Below are 16447 nucleotides of genomic sequence, written 5' to 3'. Positions count from 1 at the left end.
ATTATTTTAGCCCTTCAAAAAATGTACGTAGTACGTTAGTTATATCGCGATGTACTTTATCAATACTTTGATTTGCATCAACGGTTTTAATTGAGCTGTCGTCGTTAGCAAGCTCAAGGTAACGCATGCGAGTGCGCTGAAAAAACTCAATAGCTTCTTGCTCTATTCTATCAAGTTCGCCTCGCCCTTTTGCACGTTCAAGGCCAATAACAGGGTCAATATCAAGGTAAATAGTTAAATCGGGCTTCAATCCTTTTAATACCATTGATGATAACGACGCTAGTGTATTTGAGCTAATACCTCGTCCGCCACCTTGATATGCTTGAGATGATAAATCATGGCGATCAGCCAATATCCATTGACCTTGCTCAAGCGCAGGATTAATGACGTTATGCATTAACTGCGAACGCGCCGCATACATGATCAGCAATTCGGTTTCAAAGGCAATTTCTTCTTCATGCTCTGCTTTTACAAGTGTGCGCAGTGATTCGGCTAGTGGTGTTCCGCCTGGTTCACGTACATTTATAAAGTCGATCTGTTTTTTGTTTAAAAAATCTTGGCATAAGGAAATTGCTGTTGATTTACCAGCGCCTTCTAGCCCTTCTATTACTATAAATTTTGGTTTCATAAAAATTTAGTTCTTTTTATTTAGTATGTACGTTTTAACTGCTGCATTATGCTGCTTTAACGTGATTGAAAATTGATGACTGCCATCGCCTTTTGCGACAAAGTAAACATACTCACTTTGGGGTGGATTAACTGCAGCTAAAATAGCAGCTTTTGATGGCATTGCTATAGGTGTTGGTGGTAAACCATTAATTCGATACGTATTGTAAGGCGTATAATCGCGCAAATCTTTACGTTTAATATCACCATCAAAATCAGCGCCTAGCCCGTATATTACGGTGGGATCGGTTTGCAGGCGCATATTGGTGTTTAATCGATTAACAAACGCTGATGCAATTAACGGACGTTCACTAGCAAGGCCTGTTTCTTTTTCAATAATTGAAGCCATTATTAGTGCTTCGTATGCTGTTTTATAGGGTAGATTAGCAGCGCGCTGCTGCCAAGCATCATCTAATGTTTGCTGCATTTTCTGTGCTGCACGTTTTAATACACCGCTTACAGTATCGTTATTATGATAATGGTAAGTGTCGGGGAATAACCAGCCTTCTAAGTGCATATTATTACCCAGTATTTGTGTACTTAGTTCATCACTTTTTAAATCGTTTTGTAAATTATCGGCTTTTTTAATAGCACTTAGTACTTCACGTAAGTTTTGCCCTTCAATAATGGTAAAACTAAAACTGACTTGCTGGCCTTGATTAATTTTTTTTATATTACTGATAACACTATCGGCTGTTAGCTCGTAAAGCCCCGCTTTTAAGTCGGTGAGTGTGGGATCTAATTTGGCAATTACCTGATAGCGCCAGCAACTTTCTACCCAGTTTTTAGCTTGCCATTGGTGGCATAACTTATTAAAGCCAGTGCCATGCTTAACTTCAAATTGTGTGTTTTGAGCTACCTTTAACGGGCTATTTATTGTTGCTTGTAATTGCTGGTAACCAACAGCAGTGGTTATAACAGCTAAAAAGAGTACCGATAAAATAACTTTTAACACTCAGCCTCCTTGGCTAATAATTTAGTTAATAATGCGTGGCTGTCGTCTGTATTAAATACCTGTTGTTCAATACGTTTTACTGGTACTGCTCCCATTAAGCTATTACACACAAATACGGCGTCTGCTTGGATTAGGTCTTCTACTTTCACGCGTTTAAATTCAACTGGTAATTTAGCACATAACGATTGTAGGTAAACGCCCTTTATTCCGCACTCATCAAGCAGTGGCGTAAACACACACTTATTTTTAATCGCAAAAATATTAGCTGCTGAGGCTTCAATTATATTGTTATTGTAATCAAGCACTAACACATCGTCGCAGTTTTGCGTTTGCATTGCTTTTTTAACTAGTACTTGCTCAAGCCGGTTTAATGTTTTAAGACCCGCTAAATGAGGTTGTGCAGCTAATTTAATTGGGCTTATTTCGAGACTTACACCCTTTTTAGTAAGCGCACTGTAATTACTAGGGTAATCTAATACACTCAATAAAATAGTAATATTACACTCACTTGGCAGCCCATAACCACGTCCGCCTTCGCCTCGCGTTACAAGTATTTTAAGCACGTTCAGTGGTGCAGCTTTTATATACTGAGCAATTTGATTTTCAAGGCTATTAAAGTCTAACTCAGGAAAACCCAAACGCTGTGCACATTCAATCAAACGCGCTTTATGGTGAGCCCAATACTGTACTTGCCCATCAACAACTTTAGCCGTTGTAAAAAAGCCGTCACCGTAATTTAAGCCTCTGTCACACGTGCTTAAAGTGCTGTTTTGATCTACTGCTATTATTGTTTGCATTTTATTTGGCATATAAAAAAAGCCCAGTTAAACAACTGAGCTCTTATAATTTGATTCGTTGTTAAAAAAGATTATACCTTTTTAAACAGCAACGAGCCATTAGTACCACCAAAACCGAACGAGTTACACAGTGCAAAGTCTAGCTTTGCATCACGTGCAGTGTGCGCAATATAATCTAAGTCACACCCTTCGTCTGGGTTATCAAGGTTAATAGTTGGCGATACTTTTTGATCCGTTAACGATAAAATCGAAACGATTGATTCAACAGAACCCGCAGCACCTAATAAGTGACCCATCATTGATTTAGTCGAACCAACCATTACATCTTTAGCTGCATTACCAAAAATAGATTTAACAGCGGCAGTTTCGGCTTTATCGCCAGCATGCGTTGATGTGCCGTGTGCATTAATGTAGCCCACTTGCTCTGCATTTACTTGCGCATCGTTTAATGCATTTTGCATTGCAAGGGCAGCGCCTGCACCGTCTTCTGGTGGTGATGTCATATGGTACGCGTCGCCACTCATGCCAAAGCCTACAAGCTCAGCATAAATTTTAGCACCACGTGCTTTAGCATGTTCGTACTCTTCAACTACGACAACACCAGCACCGTCAGAAAGCACAAAACCATCGCGGTCTTTATCCCAAGGGCGAGAAGCCGCTTGTGGATCGTCATTGCGGGTTGATAGTGCACGTGCAGCATTAAAGCCACCCATACCAATTGGTGTACAGGCTTTTTCGGCGCCACCGGCAACCATTGCATCAGCATCGCCATAAGCAATCATACGCGCAGCATGGCCTATGTTGTGCAAACCTGTTGTACAAGCCGTTACAATAGAAATATTTGGGCCACGAAGCCCATGCATTATTGATAAATGACCTGAAATCATATTAATAATGGTAGATGGCACATAAAATGGCGATAACTTACGCGGACCACTATTTAATAGTTTAATGTGGTTTTCTTCGATAAGCGTTAAACCACCAATACCTGAACCTACAGCCACACCTATGCGTGTTGCATTTTGCTCTGTTATCTCGAGGCCAGAATCTTCAAAAGCTTGAACACCCGCTGCAATGCCGTACTGGATAAATAAATCCATTTTTTTTGCATCTTTTGGTGACATATAAGCCGATACATCAAAGTCATTAATTAAACCAGCGAACTTTGTACCAAATTTTGATGTATCAAAGTGGGTTATTGTTTGAATACCACTTTTACCATCTAATAAGCCTTGCCAGGTTGATTGAACATCATTACCTAGCGGCGTCAACATTCCTAAGCCAGTTACGACGACTCGACGTTTAGCCACGGTTTGCCTCCAATAAGGGATATTTTTATAAGGTGGATGATCATACCCAAGCTACCTCAAAGTGCTAGTCCCAAAATAGATTAAAAACGCATAACACTAGCAAAAATAATTTTTAGTTAAGATTGGGAGTTAAGGTTTGTTTTTGAATCACGAACTTTGAGGTGGTTTGGATATATAGATTAAGGGCAGCGAATGCTGCCCTTAATTTGCGATTAATTACTCAGCGTGAGCTGTAACGTAATCGATTGCAGTTTGAACTGTAGTGATCTTTTCAGCTTCTTCATCTGGGATCTCAGTATCAAACTCTTCTTCAAGAGCCATTACTAGTTCTACAGTATCAAGAGAATCTGCACCTAAGTCATCTACGAAAGAAGATTCATTTTTAACTTCTTCTTCTTTAACACCTAGTTGTTCAATGATGATTTTCTTTACGCGTTCTTGGATATCGCTCATTCTTCTTTCCTTTATTAAAAACGCCAATGCGTTATTTTCAGATTGCGGCGTAGTTTACGCCGCATAATTCTCTGATTCAATGATTTGGCCATAAATAATTGTCTGGTCAAACCTCTGAGTGTAAGTTTTATCTTTTATCGCTTATTTTCACAGCAATTTCAAGTATGTTTAAAGCAAGTTCACAAATAATTCAATGTTTTTGAGTTAACTAACTTAACTTAATTTTATTATTTAGCCGATATTATGACTACTAAACCATGTACATCGCACCATTTACATGCAAAGTTTCGCCTGATACATACGCAGCTGCGTCAGATGCTAAATAACACACTGCAGCAGCAATTTCGTCTGGTTGACCTAAACGCCCTGCTGGAACATTGGCAAGCGTTGCTGCTTTTTGCTCATCAGTTAAATCATCTGTCATATCAGTTTGAATAAAACCAGGTGCCACTACGTTAACTGTAATACCACGAGATGCGACTTCGCGCGCCAGTGACTTAGAAAAACCAATTACGCCCGCTTTAGCCGCCGCATAGTTAGCTTGCCCTGCATTACCCATAGTGCCTACTACTGAGCCAATATTGATAATACGGCCTTTCTTTTTCTTCATCATTGGACGAAGTACCGCTTTAGATAAACGGAAAATCGAGCTTAAGTTAGTGTCGATTATATCGTCCCACTCAGTCTCTTTCATACGCATTAATAGGTTATCACGTGTGATACCTGCGTTATTAACAAGTACGTCAATATCGCCAAAATCAGCTTTTATTGCGGCAAGTGTCGCTTCAATAGATGCAGGATCCGTTACATTTAATGCATAACCTTTACCACTATCACCCAGGTACTCACTGATTTTAGCAGCGCCTGACTCGCTTGTAGCAGTGCCTGCAACTTTTGCACCTTGCGCAACTAATGTTGTTGCAATTGCTTTACCAATACCACGGCTAGCGCCAGTAATTAGGACAATTTTGCCCTCTAATGAAAATAAATTAGACATTTTATATACTCTTATTTAGCTGCAGCGATTGAAGCGGCATCGTTTACTGAGCCACAGATCATTGCTCTATCAATTCGTTTAGCAAGTCCTGTTAATACTTTACCAGGACCAAATTCGTAGCTTTGTGTTACATCTTGCGCAACCAAGGCTTGTACTGTTTCTGTCCAGCGAACTGGGCTGTATAGTTGACGTACTAGTGCGTCTTTAATTGCATCAGCGGTCGATTCAGCTTTTACATCAACATTATTAATTACATCACACTTAGGTGTATTAAATGTTAAAGCGGCTAAGTCTACCGCTAGCTTATCCGCTGCTGGCTTCATTAGTTCACAATGTGAAGGTACGCTAACCGAAAGTGGTAATGCGCGTTTAGCACCAGCATCTTTACATGCTTGTGATGCTCTATCTACTGCCGCTTTATGCCCTGCAATAACAACTTGACCAGGAGAATTGTAGTTAACTGGAGATACAACCTCACCTTGCGCTGAGGCAGCACACGCCGCTTTTATTTCTTCATCGCCTAAGCCAATAATCGCAGCCATTGAACCTACGCCTGCAGGCACAGCTTCTTGCATGTATAAACCACGGTTTTCAACAAGCTTAACAGCTTCACTCAAGCTTAGTACGTCGCTACATACTAGTGCTGAATATTCACCTAAGCTGTGACCGGCCATAACAACGTCGGCATCTGGGTTTGCTGCAAGCCAATCACGGTAAATAGCAACACTTGCAGTTAATAATGCTGGTTGTGTACGATGAGTTTGATTTAATTTTTCTTCTGGGCCATTAAGAACTAGCTCTGCTAAGTCGTAACCCAGTGCATCTGATGCTTCTGCAAATGTTGCTTTAACAATGTCAGAACTCTCTAGTAGCTCTTGTAACATACCAACGCTTTGCGAGCTTTGACCTGGGAATAGAAGTGCAATTTTTTGTGCCATACTTTGCTCTTTTTAATTAAACAAATAAATAATGAAATACACGGCACATCAATTATTGATTAACCGCCGTGTCTTTAGAATGTGTTTTTTCGAAAATAGCGGCTATTTTATCAGGAAGTTGACGTTCAACCTCCTTTACCGCTTCATCAATTGCTGCTTGAAATGCTTTAGCTGACGCATTTCCATGACTTTTAACGACAATACCGCGCAATCCTACCAGAGAAGCACCGTTATACTGGTCGGGGTTCACCCTTTTATAGAGTTTTTTTATTATTGGACGCAATATAAACGCCATACATTTATATAAAAGGTGCTTTTCAAGCGCAACTGTAAACTTATTCATAATAAGCTTGGCAATGCCTTCGCATGTTTTAAGTGCAACGTTACCCACAAAACCTTCGCATACAATAACATCAGCCTTGCCAGAAAAAATATCGCTTCCTTCGCTATAACCAATGTAATTAATATGTGGGCTTTGCTGCATTAATTGTGCAGCCTGTTTAATATCATCGTGACCTTTAATATCCTCAGCGCCAATATTTAATAAGCTAACGCGAGGGTTATCGCAGCCAAGTGCTTGGCCAGCAACTACAGAGCCCATAATGCCAAACTGATACAGCATTTGCGCATCGCAATGCACATTAGCACCTAAGTCGAGTAAATATACTGGGTTTTTAAGCTCTGTAGGAACGGATGAAATGAGTGCAGCACGTTTTACACCTGGCAGCATTTTTAGCACATAGTGAGCCATAAAAAATAGCGCACCAGTATTACCTGAACTAACACACGCTTGAGCTTCGCCTGACTTAACTAAATCAAGGGCAACACGCATAGATGAATCTTTTTTTGAACGCACAGCAATTGCAGGTTCACAAGCATTAGTGACTATTTCACTACAGTGACGAATTATGAGTCTAGGATGAGGTAAGGAATCGAGGGATTCGAGTTCTTTAGATATAACGTCTTCATTGCCACATAAAATGAGAGTTAAATTGGCATGAGCGTTTACTGCGTGAACGGCAGCAGGAATAGATGAACGGGGGCCGTAATCGCCCCCCATCATATCTAACGCTATGGTTAGATCATTCAGCATATAAGTAATCTCTTATTTAGAAATTACTTGAACGCCTTTGTAGTAACCATCTGCAGTCACATGGTGACGACGATGAGTCTCACCAGATGTTTGATCTACAGTTAAAGTTGGACCACTGATCGCATCGTGTGAACGGCGCATGCCGCGTCTTGCACGAGACTTTTTGCTTTTTTGTACAGCCATAGTCTTCTCCTAAGAATCTTTCTTAAGTTGTTTCAAAATATCAAATGGATTAGGTTTATCATCTTCCGCCTTTAAAACACCAAAGCTGGCAGGCTTTGCTGAATAACTGCATGAAGCTTCGTTGTGGGTAGCTACTAATGGAATTGCTAAAATTAGTTCGTCTTCAATTAAATCAAAAACGTTAACTTCACCATTTTCATCAAGCGCTACTTCATCGTAGTCTTCTGGAAAAATATCTAACTCTGTATCTTCACCTACTGGTGAATATGCAAAGTCTTGAACCAAATCCAACCCTAAATCACCATTACAACGTTGACAAATGACAGTAACGTGTGTGGACAAATTGCCTCTAATCACAGCGAAACCTTGATCATCATTCTTGCAATGTATTTTTACCGCTATTTCACCTACTTCTTCCTGCACAACTTTCTCTAAACGAGTAAGTTTTTCAAGCGGTACAATTCCGTCATACTTTAAACGGTGCTGCGCTGCTTTGCCTGGATGAAGAGTGATGGGAATTTTCACCTTTTGCATAGGGGCTGCATCATATAGATAGTTAGTTTGTTAGTCAAAGTAAAAAACCATTTTTACTTGGTTTTTAACGTGTTTTACTCTCGGATCTGATTTATCCTAACTCAATCTGAATTATCTTAGGGAAACAGTCCGTGAAGCACCCACTTATTTTAGCGTCAAGCTCGCCTTTTAGGCAGTCTTTATTACAAAAATTTAATTTACCATTTGATACATTTTCACCAGACGTTGACGAGTCAGCACTTGAATGCGAAACACCTACCGAACTGGTTAAGCGTTTAAGTGAATTAAAAGCCTCTGCAGCTAATAAACACTTTAACAAAGGGTTAGCTATTGGATCAGACCAAGTAGCTGTGTTTAATAATCAAATTTTAGGTAAACCACACAATAAAAACAATGCCGTAAAACAACTAAATTTATTTAGCGGTAATACTGTAACATTTTTAACTGGGCTTTGTGTTTACGATATTGTAACTGGAACAAAAAAAACCTGCGTAGAACCGTTTAATGTGACGTTTAAAACACTCAGTGATGCACAAATTAGTGCTTATTGCGACGCAGAGCAGCCATATAACTGTGCTGGCAGTTTTAAAAGTGAAGGGTTAGGTATTTGTTTATTTGAAAAGTTAAGCGGAGACGATCCTAATAGCTTAATTGGGTTGCCACTAATTAAACTCAGCCAATTACTGGCTGAGTTTGGTATTGATGTACTTACCGCTCAAAACAAGTTCTAGTTAAATAAATTAGCCAAGCAAAACCTGTTGCAGCTGCAGATAGTTATCTACCGTTGCAACCGGATTAAGCTCATTTAATTGCTGTGCGTTGTGCACCCCCATGGTTACACCAATTCTATCCATGCCTGCAGCTTTTGCCATTGTCATGTCTATTTGAGTGTCACCAATCATTACGGCATCTTGAGCGCTTATGCCAAGTTCTTCAAGTAATTGATACAGCATATCCGCAGACGGTTTAGACAGTGCGTCATCGCTTGTACGTGTTGCACTAAAAAAATGTCTCAGTTGGCTTTGATCAAGCAAGCGCTCTAATCCATCTCGACCTTTACCTGTGGCAACAGCTAAAACAATGCCTTGCTTTTTTAAAGCAGTTAAAACGCTGACAACATTAGCAAATACAGGAGTTGGCGTGGTATCAACACTATATTGGTGTTTATACCCTTTAATTAGCGCTTGATGCTGCGCGGTATCATCAGGAAATAAAACATCAATTGCTTTTTCAAGCGACATACCAATAATATTTTTAATTGCTAAATCACTTGGTGACACTAAATTAAGTGACTCAGCACTACTACGAATACAGTTAACTATTTTAGTGACTGAATCCATAACGGTGCCATCCCAATCAAAAATGACGAGCTTATATTTTTTAATTGGCGTCACTGCAATCACTGTTTTGCGTCTCGTAATTTTAGTAATGTATTTTTAAGCGTTTTATCAAGGGGCGCTTCAATACGCATCGTTGTTTCGTTTTTAGGATGATAAAAACTTAAATCGTGTGCATGTAAAAATAATCGGTTTAAGCCAACTTTACGCATAGATTCATCAAACCCTTGATCGCCGTATTTATCATCACACGCTATTGGATGGCCTTTACACTGCGTGTGCACACGAATTTGGTGTGTACGACCTGTAACAGGCGACGCTTGTACAAGCGAGCAATCATTAAAACGTTCAAGTACTTTAAAACGCGTATGCGAAGGCTTGCCCTCAGTGTTATCTACACGTACTACGCGTTCACCCGATTTAAGCGTATTTTTACGCAGCCCTTCGGTTACATTTTTAGTTTTAGAGTCCCACTGCCCTTCAACTAGTGCCCAATAATTTTTTTCCATTGTTTTTTCACGAAGCTGTTCATGCAATGCTGTTAACACCGAACGACGTTTTGCTATAAGTAAACAACCCGATGTATCACGGTCAAGCCTGTGAACTAGCTCAAGACTGCGCTCCTCTGGGCGAAGCGCGCGCAAAGCTTCAATTAAACCATAACTTAAACCACTGCCACCATGAACAGCCATGCCTGAAGGTTTATTTATAACGATAAGGTATTTATCTTCAAATAAGATATCGTTTTCAAGGCGAGTTACTTTATCTAGTTTTGATGGTACAAACTCTTCACGCTCAGCAACCCTGATAGGTGCAATACGAAGCACATCGTCAAGCTGTAGTTTATATACAGGCTTAATACGCTTTTTATTAACGCGTACCTCACCTTTGCGCAAAAGTTTATAAATAGCGCTTTTAGGCACCCCTTTTAAATGGGTAATAAGAAAGTTATCAATACGCTGACCTAAATGGTCTTCATTGATCGTGACATAAGTTACTTGTAAGTCGTTTTTTTCTGACATTGCCTAATCACTAATTTAAGTAAAATAATTTAGTTGCTAACACTGTAATAATAGTGGGATAATCAGCAGCGCAAATATTTAGTATTTGCAAATAACAACGGTGCTTTTTAACACATTAAAACATTCGTGATGCACATTCTGGGTAGCCGATCATACAGATCCGAGTTAAGTTTTCCAAAGCTTTTATACATACCTAGTCAACACGTGCGATCAATTAACGGCAATGCGCGTAATATATTGCTGGTTAAGTTTGAACATGAAGTGGTTTTTAATGCGATTGAGAAAGCAATGAACAGATAATTTGTCTGATAGTGACGACGTAAAAACACGTCGTTCAGCATTTGCTCAATTATTGTAGTACCGTACAGCAGCTTATTTAGAACTAAAAAAATCTAATAAATAAGCGTTCATTAACATTGGTAGCAACTTTTGCTCTTAAAATGGATATTAGTGATACATAAATATGTATTACTCACCAACTTAATGAGCCCTACGCACCTAATATGAATGACATTTAGTAAGATTGATATGACAGGCCAACTTCTGGGTAAAACATGTAAACGTAGCTGAAAAGCCGACTGTTTTAACACCATTTAGAATTTAATAACGGTAATACACGTTATTGTTTGCCAGCATTTAAAATACTGCGTACGAAAATACAGAGCCGTTCCGTTAAAGACCCAGTCGTGAGGCTGCACATTCTAAAAATAGGAACAACTGAACAGGCGATAAAAACATCGTCATGTCAGCGACATAAATAAGTAGAGTAACAATATGAAACGTATGCTAATCAATGCAACGCAGCAAGAAGAAATGCGCGTAGCACTGGTTGATGGCCAGCGCCTATATGATTTAGATATAGAAAGCCCAGGTCACGAACAGAAAAAAGCCAATATTTATAAAGGCAAAATAACCCGCATTGAACCATCTCTTGAAGCAGCATTTGTTGAATACGGTGCTGATCGCCATGGTTTCCTCCCTTTAAAAGAAATAGCCCGTACTTACTTCCCTGCAGGTTACACTTTTCACGGTCGTCCGAATATTCGCGACGTAATCAAAGAAGGTCAAGAAGTAATAGTACAAGTTGATAAAGAAGAACGAGGCCAAAAAGGCGCAGCGTTAACTACTTTTATCAGCGTTGCTGGTAGTTACTTAGTTCTAATGCCTAACAATCCTCGTGCCGGTGGCATTTCTCGCCGTATTGAAGGTGATGAGCGCACTGAACTTAAAGAAGCACTAGGTCGTTTAGAATTACCTAAAGGTATGGGCTTAATTGTTCGTACTGCTGGTGTTGGTAAGTCATTTGAAGAACTAAACTACGATTTAAAAGCATTATTAGTACACTGGGAGGCTATTGGCCAAGCAGCCGACAGTGCTAAAGCGCCTTTTTTAATACACCAAGAAAGTAACGTGATATTTCGCGCCATTCGCGATTATTTACGTCGCGACATTGGTGAGATATTAATTGATAAACCACGTGTTTTTGAAGAAGCTAAAGCGCACATTGAGCGTTTTCGTCCTGATTTCATGAGCCGCGTTAAGCTTTACCAAGGCGATACGCCATTATTTACACATTATCAAATTGAAAGCCAAATCGAGTCAGCGTTTCAGCGTGAAGTGCGTCTTCCATCTGGTGGTTCAATAGTTATTGACCCTACTGAAGCATTAACATCTATCGATATTAACTCGTCTAAAGCAACAAAAGGCGGTGATATTGAGGAAACAGCACTAAATACTAACTTAGAAGCTGCTGATGAAATTGCACGTCAGTTACGTCTTCGTGACCTAGGTGGTTTGATTGTAATCGACTTTATCGATATGACCCCTCCACGTCATCAACGTGAAGTAGAAAATCGCTTAAAAGATGCTGCTCGCCCAGATCGTGCTCGTGTTCAAATTGGTAAAATCTCACGCTTTGGTTTACTTGAAATGTCGCGTCAGCGCTTGCGTCCTTCATTAGGTGAAGCAAGCCAAGGCCCATGCCCTCGCTGTAGCGGACAAGGGACTATTCGTTCTAACGAATCAATCGCACTTTCTATTCTTCGCTTAATTGAAGAAGAAGCAATAAAAGACAATACGACACAAGTAAATGCACAAGTGCCTGTTGCTGTTGCCGCTTATTTGTTAAATGAGCAACGACGTAGTGTTCATCGTATTGAAAAACATCATAAATGTGATGTAGTGATTATTCCTAATCAACATATGGAAACACCACATTACGAAGTTATGCGTTTACGTAAAGACGAAACACTTGAAACGGTAAGTTACGGACAAGTTATTGCGCCTGAGCCTGAAGTATTTGAGATGTCTAAATCTCCAAGTACTCCAGTACGTGAAGAACCAATGCTAAAAGGTGTAGTAATGCCTTCTACACCAGCTCCACAAGCAGCGCCTGCACAAACAGCTAAGCCAGTGACCAATGAGACTAAAGCTAATGGTGGCTTATTTACAGCAATCACTAAGTGGTTTAAGTCGTTATTTGCTACTGAAACGGTAGAAGAGAAAAAAGAAGCCGCTGAAAAGCAGCAAGAAGAAGCACGTAATAACCGCAGAGGTAACGATAACCGCCGTCGAAATAACAATCAACGTCGTCGAAATAATCCTCGCACTAAGCCTCGTGCTGAACGCAGCAATACTGATCAAGATGAAGCTAAAACTGATTCACCAGTAACTAACGAGAACCAAGAAAGAAACGAAAATCGCAACAAGCGCCGTCGTAATCCTAACTCTCGTAAGCGCCCAGAGCATAAAAACCAAGAAAAAGATCAAGTTAAAACTGAAGCCCCTGCAAAGCCGGAAGTAGAAACTGATTCTAAACCAGCACAAGCTGCAGAGCCTAAAGAGCAGAAGCCTAAAGTTCGCCGTCAACGACGTAATTTACGTAAAAAAGTACGTTTAGAAGACGAAAATGCTGAACAAGCAAAAACAGTAGATAAAATAACAGAACAAACTGTGGTAAGTGATGAAAAACCACAAGTTAAAGAGCAAGTTACGCCTACTGTAGAAAAGCAAACGCAAGCTCCAGCAGAAAAAACAGCGCATATTAAAGAAGAGAAAGTTGACGTTGTTGATTCTAACGATGAAACATCTGCATCTGATGAAGAACAAGAGCAAACACGTACACGTTCACGCCGCTCTCCTCGTCATCTTCGTGCATCTGGTCAACGTCGCCGCCGACCAGAAGGTGAAGGTTCTGAAAACAAATCAGACGAAACACCTGCATTTGTACCAGTAGCAGATCAAGCTGCAGCTGAGTATGAAGCTGAACTTAAAGCTAAATCGCAAGAAACCGCTGTTGATGCTTCTGAAAAAGTTGAACAAGCACTTGCTGTAGAAGACTTGGCTAAAGTTGAAGCGGTTAAAGAATCAGCTGAAGTTGAAGCCCCTGTAGTGACTGAGCAAGCAGCTGAAATTGAAGCACCTGTAGTGACTGAGCAACCAACTAAAGTTGAAGCGCCTGTAGTGACTGAGCAACCAGCTAAAGTTGAAGCGCCTGTAGTGACTGAGCAACCCGCTAAAGTTGAAGCACCTGCAGTGACTGAGCAACCCGCTAAAGTTGAAGCGCCTGCAGTGACTGAGCAACCAGCTAAAGTTGAAGCACCTGTAGTGACTGAGCAACCCGCTAAAGTTGAAGCACCTGCAGTGACTGAGCAACCTGCTAAAGTTGAAGCGCCTGTAGTGACTGAGCAACCAGCTAAAGTTGAAGCACCTGTAGTGACTGAGCAACCAGCTAAAGTTGAAGCGCCTGTAGTGACTGAGCAACCAGCTAAAGTTGAAGCACCTGTAGTGACTGAGCAACCAGCTAAAGTTGAAGCACCTGTAGTGACTGAGCAACCAGCTAAAGTTGAAAAATCAGTACAGCATGTTAAAACCGTCGTTTCGCAAGGATCTGCAAGTGCGCCAATGGCACAACCTACTCCTGTAGCTGATAGCGAAGTAAAACATATCTCTGTTGCAATGGCTCACGACAAACGTGAACTAGTACCCGACAGTGGCTTACGTGCAGGCTCAATCAAACCTGCTGGTCGTGCAAGCTCTGCAATGACTAAAACAATGAGTGCTGATTAGTAACTAACGCTCATTTAAAAGCCCCGCTATTTACTCAATAGCGGGGCTTTTTTGCTTTAAGTGCTATGTAAAGTGCTTCTAACGTGAGCAAGCTCTACAAGTAAACACCAAACGTTAAATCCATAAACTGTATGCTGGCGTTTAAAAATAACGTTTTTATCAAAATTGTTAACTAGCAGTACCTTTTTAATGCATTGCAATACATTAAGACTCACCTCACCATTTTTAATTCACCATTTAAAGCTTTGAGAAGCTGCGCTTCTAACGTGAGCAAGCTCTACGTCTACAGGTAAACACCAAACGTTAAATCCATAAACTGTATGTTGGCGTTTAAAAATAACGTTTTTATCAAAATTGTTAACTAGCAGTACCTTTTTAATGCATTGCAATGCATTAAAATTCACCTCACCTCTTTTAATTCACCATTAAAGCTTTGAGAAGCTGCGCTTCTAACGTGAGCAAGCTCTACGTCTACAGGTAAACACCAAACGTTAAATCCATAACCTGTAGACGCACAGCTTGCTGGCCTTTAAAAACGACGTTTTTACCAACATTGTTAACTAGCAGTACCTTTTTAATGCATTGCAATACATTAAAACTCACCTCACCTTTTTTAATTCACTATTTAAAGCTTTGAGAAGCTGCGCTTCTAACGTGAGCAAGCTCTACGTCTACAGGTAAACACCAAACGTTAAATCCATAAACTGTATGCTGGCGTTTAAAAATAAGTTTTCTCATAAAAAAACGCGGTCTACTTGCCGCGTTTTCAATAAAGCTAAAACATTATTTATGTAACGTTTATTCTTGCTCTTGTTCCATAAAACGTTGTAACTGATCTTTTAAATTTGGCGGAATACCTTTAATCACTAAGGTATCAGTCGCTTCATTATAAGTAACGCGCTCACCTAAATGTTTACGCTCAAAACTTACACTTACGCCACCACCTAGACCTGAAAACTTAACCATACTGGTTACCGTTTTTTTATCTACAGGGAAGGTTTCTTCTAAGTCATAGCTTTGTTCTTTACAAAAACTGTCGAACGGGCTGTCATCGCCTTTAGTGAGCGTTGCTGAAAGCTCGCTTACGCTGGCATCTTCGCCTGTAGTTACGCAATCATTACAGTAATCAAATACTTGTTTACGTAAGTCGTCTTTTTCTGATTTATCAAACTGTTGCTCTGATAAATAATCCTCTACTGCGCTAAGCATTACTTGGCTTTGCTGTTTTGAATCAATACCCTCTTCACAACCTAAAAAGTCTAAGAAAAAGTCAGCAACTTTACGTCCAGCTCGTCCTTTGATAAATGAAATATAACGATTGTCGTCAGCTTGTGTATCCCACGCTGTTAAGTCGATGCGAGCAGCGAGTTGCATACGCGATATATCTAAATGGCGAGAAGCTGCTAAATCAAGCTCTGAAGTCATTGAATAATGTTCTTTGATGTTAATCATCGCAATTAACATGTAATCGGTAGCAACATACTGATAATGACAAAATACTAAATAACCTGTTTCACTAAAAGCATACTTATCAAGCTCTTCTTTTAAGACTGTTGAAGCTTGCTCTGTCATATGCCAAAAGCCCAACTCATCATTACGGTAACTTTGCATTGCTGATGCTACAATACTGTTTTTATCTCCACTGAAAGCACAATAACCTTTACCAGGTTTACCGTTGTACGCATGATGTAGCTGCTCAATGAACACGGCCACTTTATCGTTGATGATCATTTCATCATTTCGAAGGTGAATTTGCGTATCGTCGTCTTTTTTGTCTACATAATGAACGACTAATTTTTTAACGTCTGTTGTCATCTTTGTTTTTCACGCCTCTAGTGTTAAAATACGGGAATATAACTATTTTATTGAACCAACTGATGCCAATCTTATCAAAATACTCTAATGAAGAAGTAGAACAAATCGTCGATCAGCTTATTGATGTGCTAACTAAACATAATGCACCGGTTGATTTAAGCCTTATGTGTTTAGGAAATTCTATCACGCATATCTTAAAAGAGCATGTACCAACAGGGAAAAGACAAGCCGTAACTGAGAACTTTGCAAAAGCATTATCGCAGTCGGTTAAATAAACTC

16 protein-coding genes are annotated in these 16447 nt (G+C 40.0%); 3 read left to right on the top strand and 13 right to left on the bottom strand.

The window, feature by feature from the left end:
• Position 1: 1 nt before the first annotated feature.
• The 10 genes from tmk to yceD all read right to left on the bottom strand — a co-directional run bounded on the left by tmk (position 2) and on the right by yceD (position 7926).
• Positions 2-628 carry a dTMP kinase gene (gene tmk, locus D172_RS07060; RefSeq protein ID WP_007375262.1) on the bottom strand — a complete coding sequence of 209 codons (627 nt, stop codon included), beginning with the start codon at positions 626-628 and terminating at the stop codon, positions 2-4.
• Positions 629-634: 6 nt separating this feature from the next.
• Positions 635-1621 carry an endolytic transglycosylase MltG gene (gene mltG, locus D172_RS07055; protein ID WP_007375263.1) on the bottom strand — a complete coding sequence of 329 codons (987 nt, stop codon included), beginning with the start codon at positions 1619-1621 and terminating at the stop codon, positions 635-637.
• Positions 1615-2430, bottom strand: coding sequence for an aminodeoxychorismate lyase (gene pabC / locus D172_RS07050; protein WP_007375264.1), 816 nt, complete (start codon positions 2428-2430; stop codon positions 1615-1617). Before pabC ends, mltG begins: the two co-directional genes overlap by 7 nt.
• Before the next feature lie 59 nt (positions 2431-2489).
• Positions 2490-3728 (bottom strand): beta-ketoacyl-ACP synthase II, encoded by a 1239-nt coding sequence (fabF, locus tag D172_RS07045; RefSeq protein WP_007375265.1) that lies wholly within the window; start codon positions 3726-3728, stop codon positions 2490-2492.
• Positions 3729-3944: 216 nt separating this feature from the next.
• Positions 3945-4181 carry an acyl carrier protein gene (gene acpP / locus D172_RS07040; RefSeq protein WP_002962377.1) on the bottom strand — a complete coding sequence of 79 codons (237 nt, stop codon included), beginning with the start codon at positions 4179-4181 and terminating at the stop codon, positions 3945-3947.
• Positions 4182-4431: 250 nt separating this feature from the next.
• Positions 4432-5178, bottom strand: coding sequence for a 3-oxoacyl-ACP reductase FabG (gene fabG / locus D172_RS07035; RefSeq protein ID WP_007375266.1), 747 nt, complete (start codon positions 5176-5178; stop codon positions 4432-4434).
• Positions 5179-5189: 11 nt separating this feature from the next.
• Positions 5190-6116, bottom strand: coding sequence for an ACP S-malonyltransferase (fabD, locus tag D172_RS07030; RefSeq protein ID WP_007375267.1), 927 nt, complete (start codon positions 6114-6116; stop codon positions 5190-5192).
• Between the two features lie 52 nt (positions 6117-6168).
• Positions 6169-7209: a phosphate acyltransferase PlsX gene (gene plsX, locus D172_RS07025; RefSeq protein ID WP_007375268.1), complete on the bottom strand. Its 1041-nt coding sequence runs from the start codon at positions 7207-7209 to the stop codon at positions 6169-6171.
• A 12-nt stretch (positions 7210-7221) separates the two neighbouring features.
• Positions 7222-7392: a 50S ribosomal protein L32 gene (gene rpmF / locus D172_RS07020; protein WP_002962381.1), complete on the bottom strand. Its 171-nt coding sequence runs from the start codon at positions 7390-7392 to the stop codon at positions 7222-7224.
• A 9-nt stretch (positions 7393-7401) separates the two neighbouring features.
• Positions 7402-7926 carry a 23S rRNA accumulation protein YceD gene (gene yceD / locus D172_RS07015; protein ID WP_007375269.1) on the bottom strand — a complete coding sequence of 175 codons (525 nt, stop codon included), beginning with the start codon at positions 7924-7926 and terminating at the stop codon, positions 7402-7404.
• 131 nt (positions 7927-8057) lie between these two features.
• On the opposite strand from yceD, the gene D172_RS07010 reads away from it, so the two are divergent.
• Positions 8058-8657, top strand: a complete 600-nt coding sequence (locus D172_RS07010; protein WP_007375270.1) for a Maf family protein — start codon at positions 8058-8060, stop codon at positions 8655-8657.
• A gap of 9 nt (positions 8658-8666) precedes the next feature.
• Here D172_RS07010 and D172_RS07005 read toward each other — a convergent pair whose 3' ends face one another.
• Together D172_RS07005 and rluC are read right to left on the bottom strand one after the other, a co-directional pair.
• On the bottom strand, positions 8667-9329 hold the full coding sequence (locus tag D172_RS07005; RefSeq protein ID WP_007375271.1) for an HAD-IA family hydrolase: 663 nt from the start codon (positions 9327-9329) through the stop codon (positions 8667-8669).
• The gene (gene rluC / locus D172_RS07000; RefSeq protein ID WP_002962392.1) at positions 9326-10285 is read right to left on the bottom strand and encodes a 23S rRNA pseudouridine(955/2504/2580) synthase RluC; all 960 of its coding nucleotides are present in this window, start codon (positions 10283-10285) and stop codon (positions 9326-9328) included. Before rluC ends, D172_RS07005 begins: the two co-directional genes overlap by 4 nt.
• Before the next feature lie 774 nt (positions 10286-11059).
• Here rluC and rne point away from each other — a divergent pair.
• Positions 11060-14353: a ribonuclease E gene (rne, locus tag D172_RS06995; protein WP_058230545.1), complete on the top strand. Its 3294-nt coding sequence runs from the start codon at positions 11060-11062 to the stop codon at positions 14351-14353.
• A gap of 798 nt (positions 14354-15151) precedes the next feature.
• On the opposite strand, the gene yejK is transcribed toward rne, so the two are convergent.
• Positions 15152-16168 carry a nucleoid-associated protein YejK gene (yejK, locus tag D172_RS06990; RefSeq protein WP_007375275.1) on the bottom strand — a complete coding sequence of 339 codons (1017 nt, stop codon included), beginning with the start codon at positions 16166-16168 and terminating at the stop codon, positions 15152-15154.
• A gap of 62 nt (positions 16169-16230) precedes the next feature.
• Here yejK and D172_RS06985 point away from each other — a divergent pair, with 62 nt between their 5' ends.
• Positions 16231-16443, top strand: coding sequence for a DUF1414 domain-containing protein (locus D172_RS06985; protein ID WP_007375276.1), 213 nt, complete (start codon positions 16231-16233; stop codon positions 16441-16443).
• Positions 16444-16447: the final 4 nt, after the last annotated feature.

It is taken from the genome of Pseudoalteromonas sp. Bsw20308 (assembly GCF_000310105.2).
GTDB classification, from domain to species: domain Bacteria; phylum Pseudomonadota; class Gammaproteobacteria; order Enterobacterales; family Alteromonadaceae; genus Pseudoalteromonas; species Pseudoalteromonas fuliginea.
Note: the sequence above shows the minus strand (reverse complement) of the source record. Positions and strands in the feature narration are given on the sequence as shown.

What these genes read in the sequence shown, in the direction of transcription:
- acpP (WP_002962377.1), bottom strand. Translation starts at nt 4,181, where the DNA reads ATGAGCGATATCCAAGAACGCGTAAAGAAAATCATCATTGAACAACTA.
- rluC (WP_002962392.1), bottom strand. Translation starts at nt 10,285, where the DNA reads ATGTCAGAAAAAAACGACTTACAAGTAACTTATGTCACGATCAATGAA.
- plsX (WP_007375268.1), bottom strand. Translation starts at nt 7,209, where the DNA reads ATGCTGAATGATCTAACCATAGCGTTAGATATGATGGGGGGCGATTAC.
- D172_RS06985 (WP_007375276.1), top strand. Translation starts at nt 16,231, where the DNA reads ATGCCAATCTTATCAAAATACTCTAATGAAGAAGTAGAACAAATCGTC.
- tmk (WP_007375262.1), bottom strand. Translation starts at nt 628, where the DNA reads ATGAAACCAAAATTTATAGTAATAGAAGGGCTAGAAGGCGCTGGTAAA.
- yejK (WP_007375275.1), bottom strand. Translation starts at nt 16,168, where the DNA reads ATGACAACAGACGTTAAAAAATTAGTCGTTCATTATGTAGACAAAAAA.
- yceD (WP_007375269.1), bottom strand. Translation starts at nt 7,926, where the DNA reads ATGCAAAAGGTGAAAATTCCCATCACTCTTCATCCAGGCAAAGCAGCG.
- pabC (WP_007375264.1), bottom strand. Translation starts at nt 2,430, where the DNA reads ATGCCAAATAAAATGCAAACAATAATAGCAGTAGATCAAAACAGCACT.
- fabD (WP_007375267.1), bottom strand. Translation starts at nt 6,116, where the DNA reads ATGGCACAAAAAATTGCACTTCTATTCCCAGGTCAAAGCTCGCAAAGC.
- fabG (WP_007375266.1), bottom strand. Translation starts at nt 5,178, where the DNA reads ATGTCTAATTTATTTTCATTAGAGGGCAAAATTGTCCTAATTACTGGC.
- rne (WP_058230545.1), top strand. Translation starts at nt 11,060, where the DNA reads ATGAAACGTATGCTAATCAATGCAACGCAGCAAGAAGAAATGCGCGTA.
- rpmF (WP_002962381.1), bottom strand. Translation starts at nt 7,392, where the DNA reads ATGGCTGTACAAAAAAGCAAAAAGTCTCGTGCAAGACGCGGCATGCGC.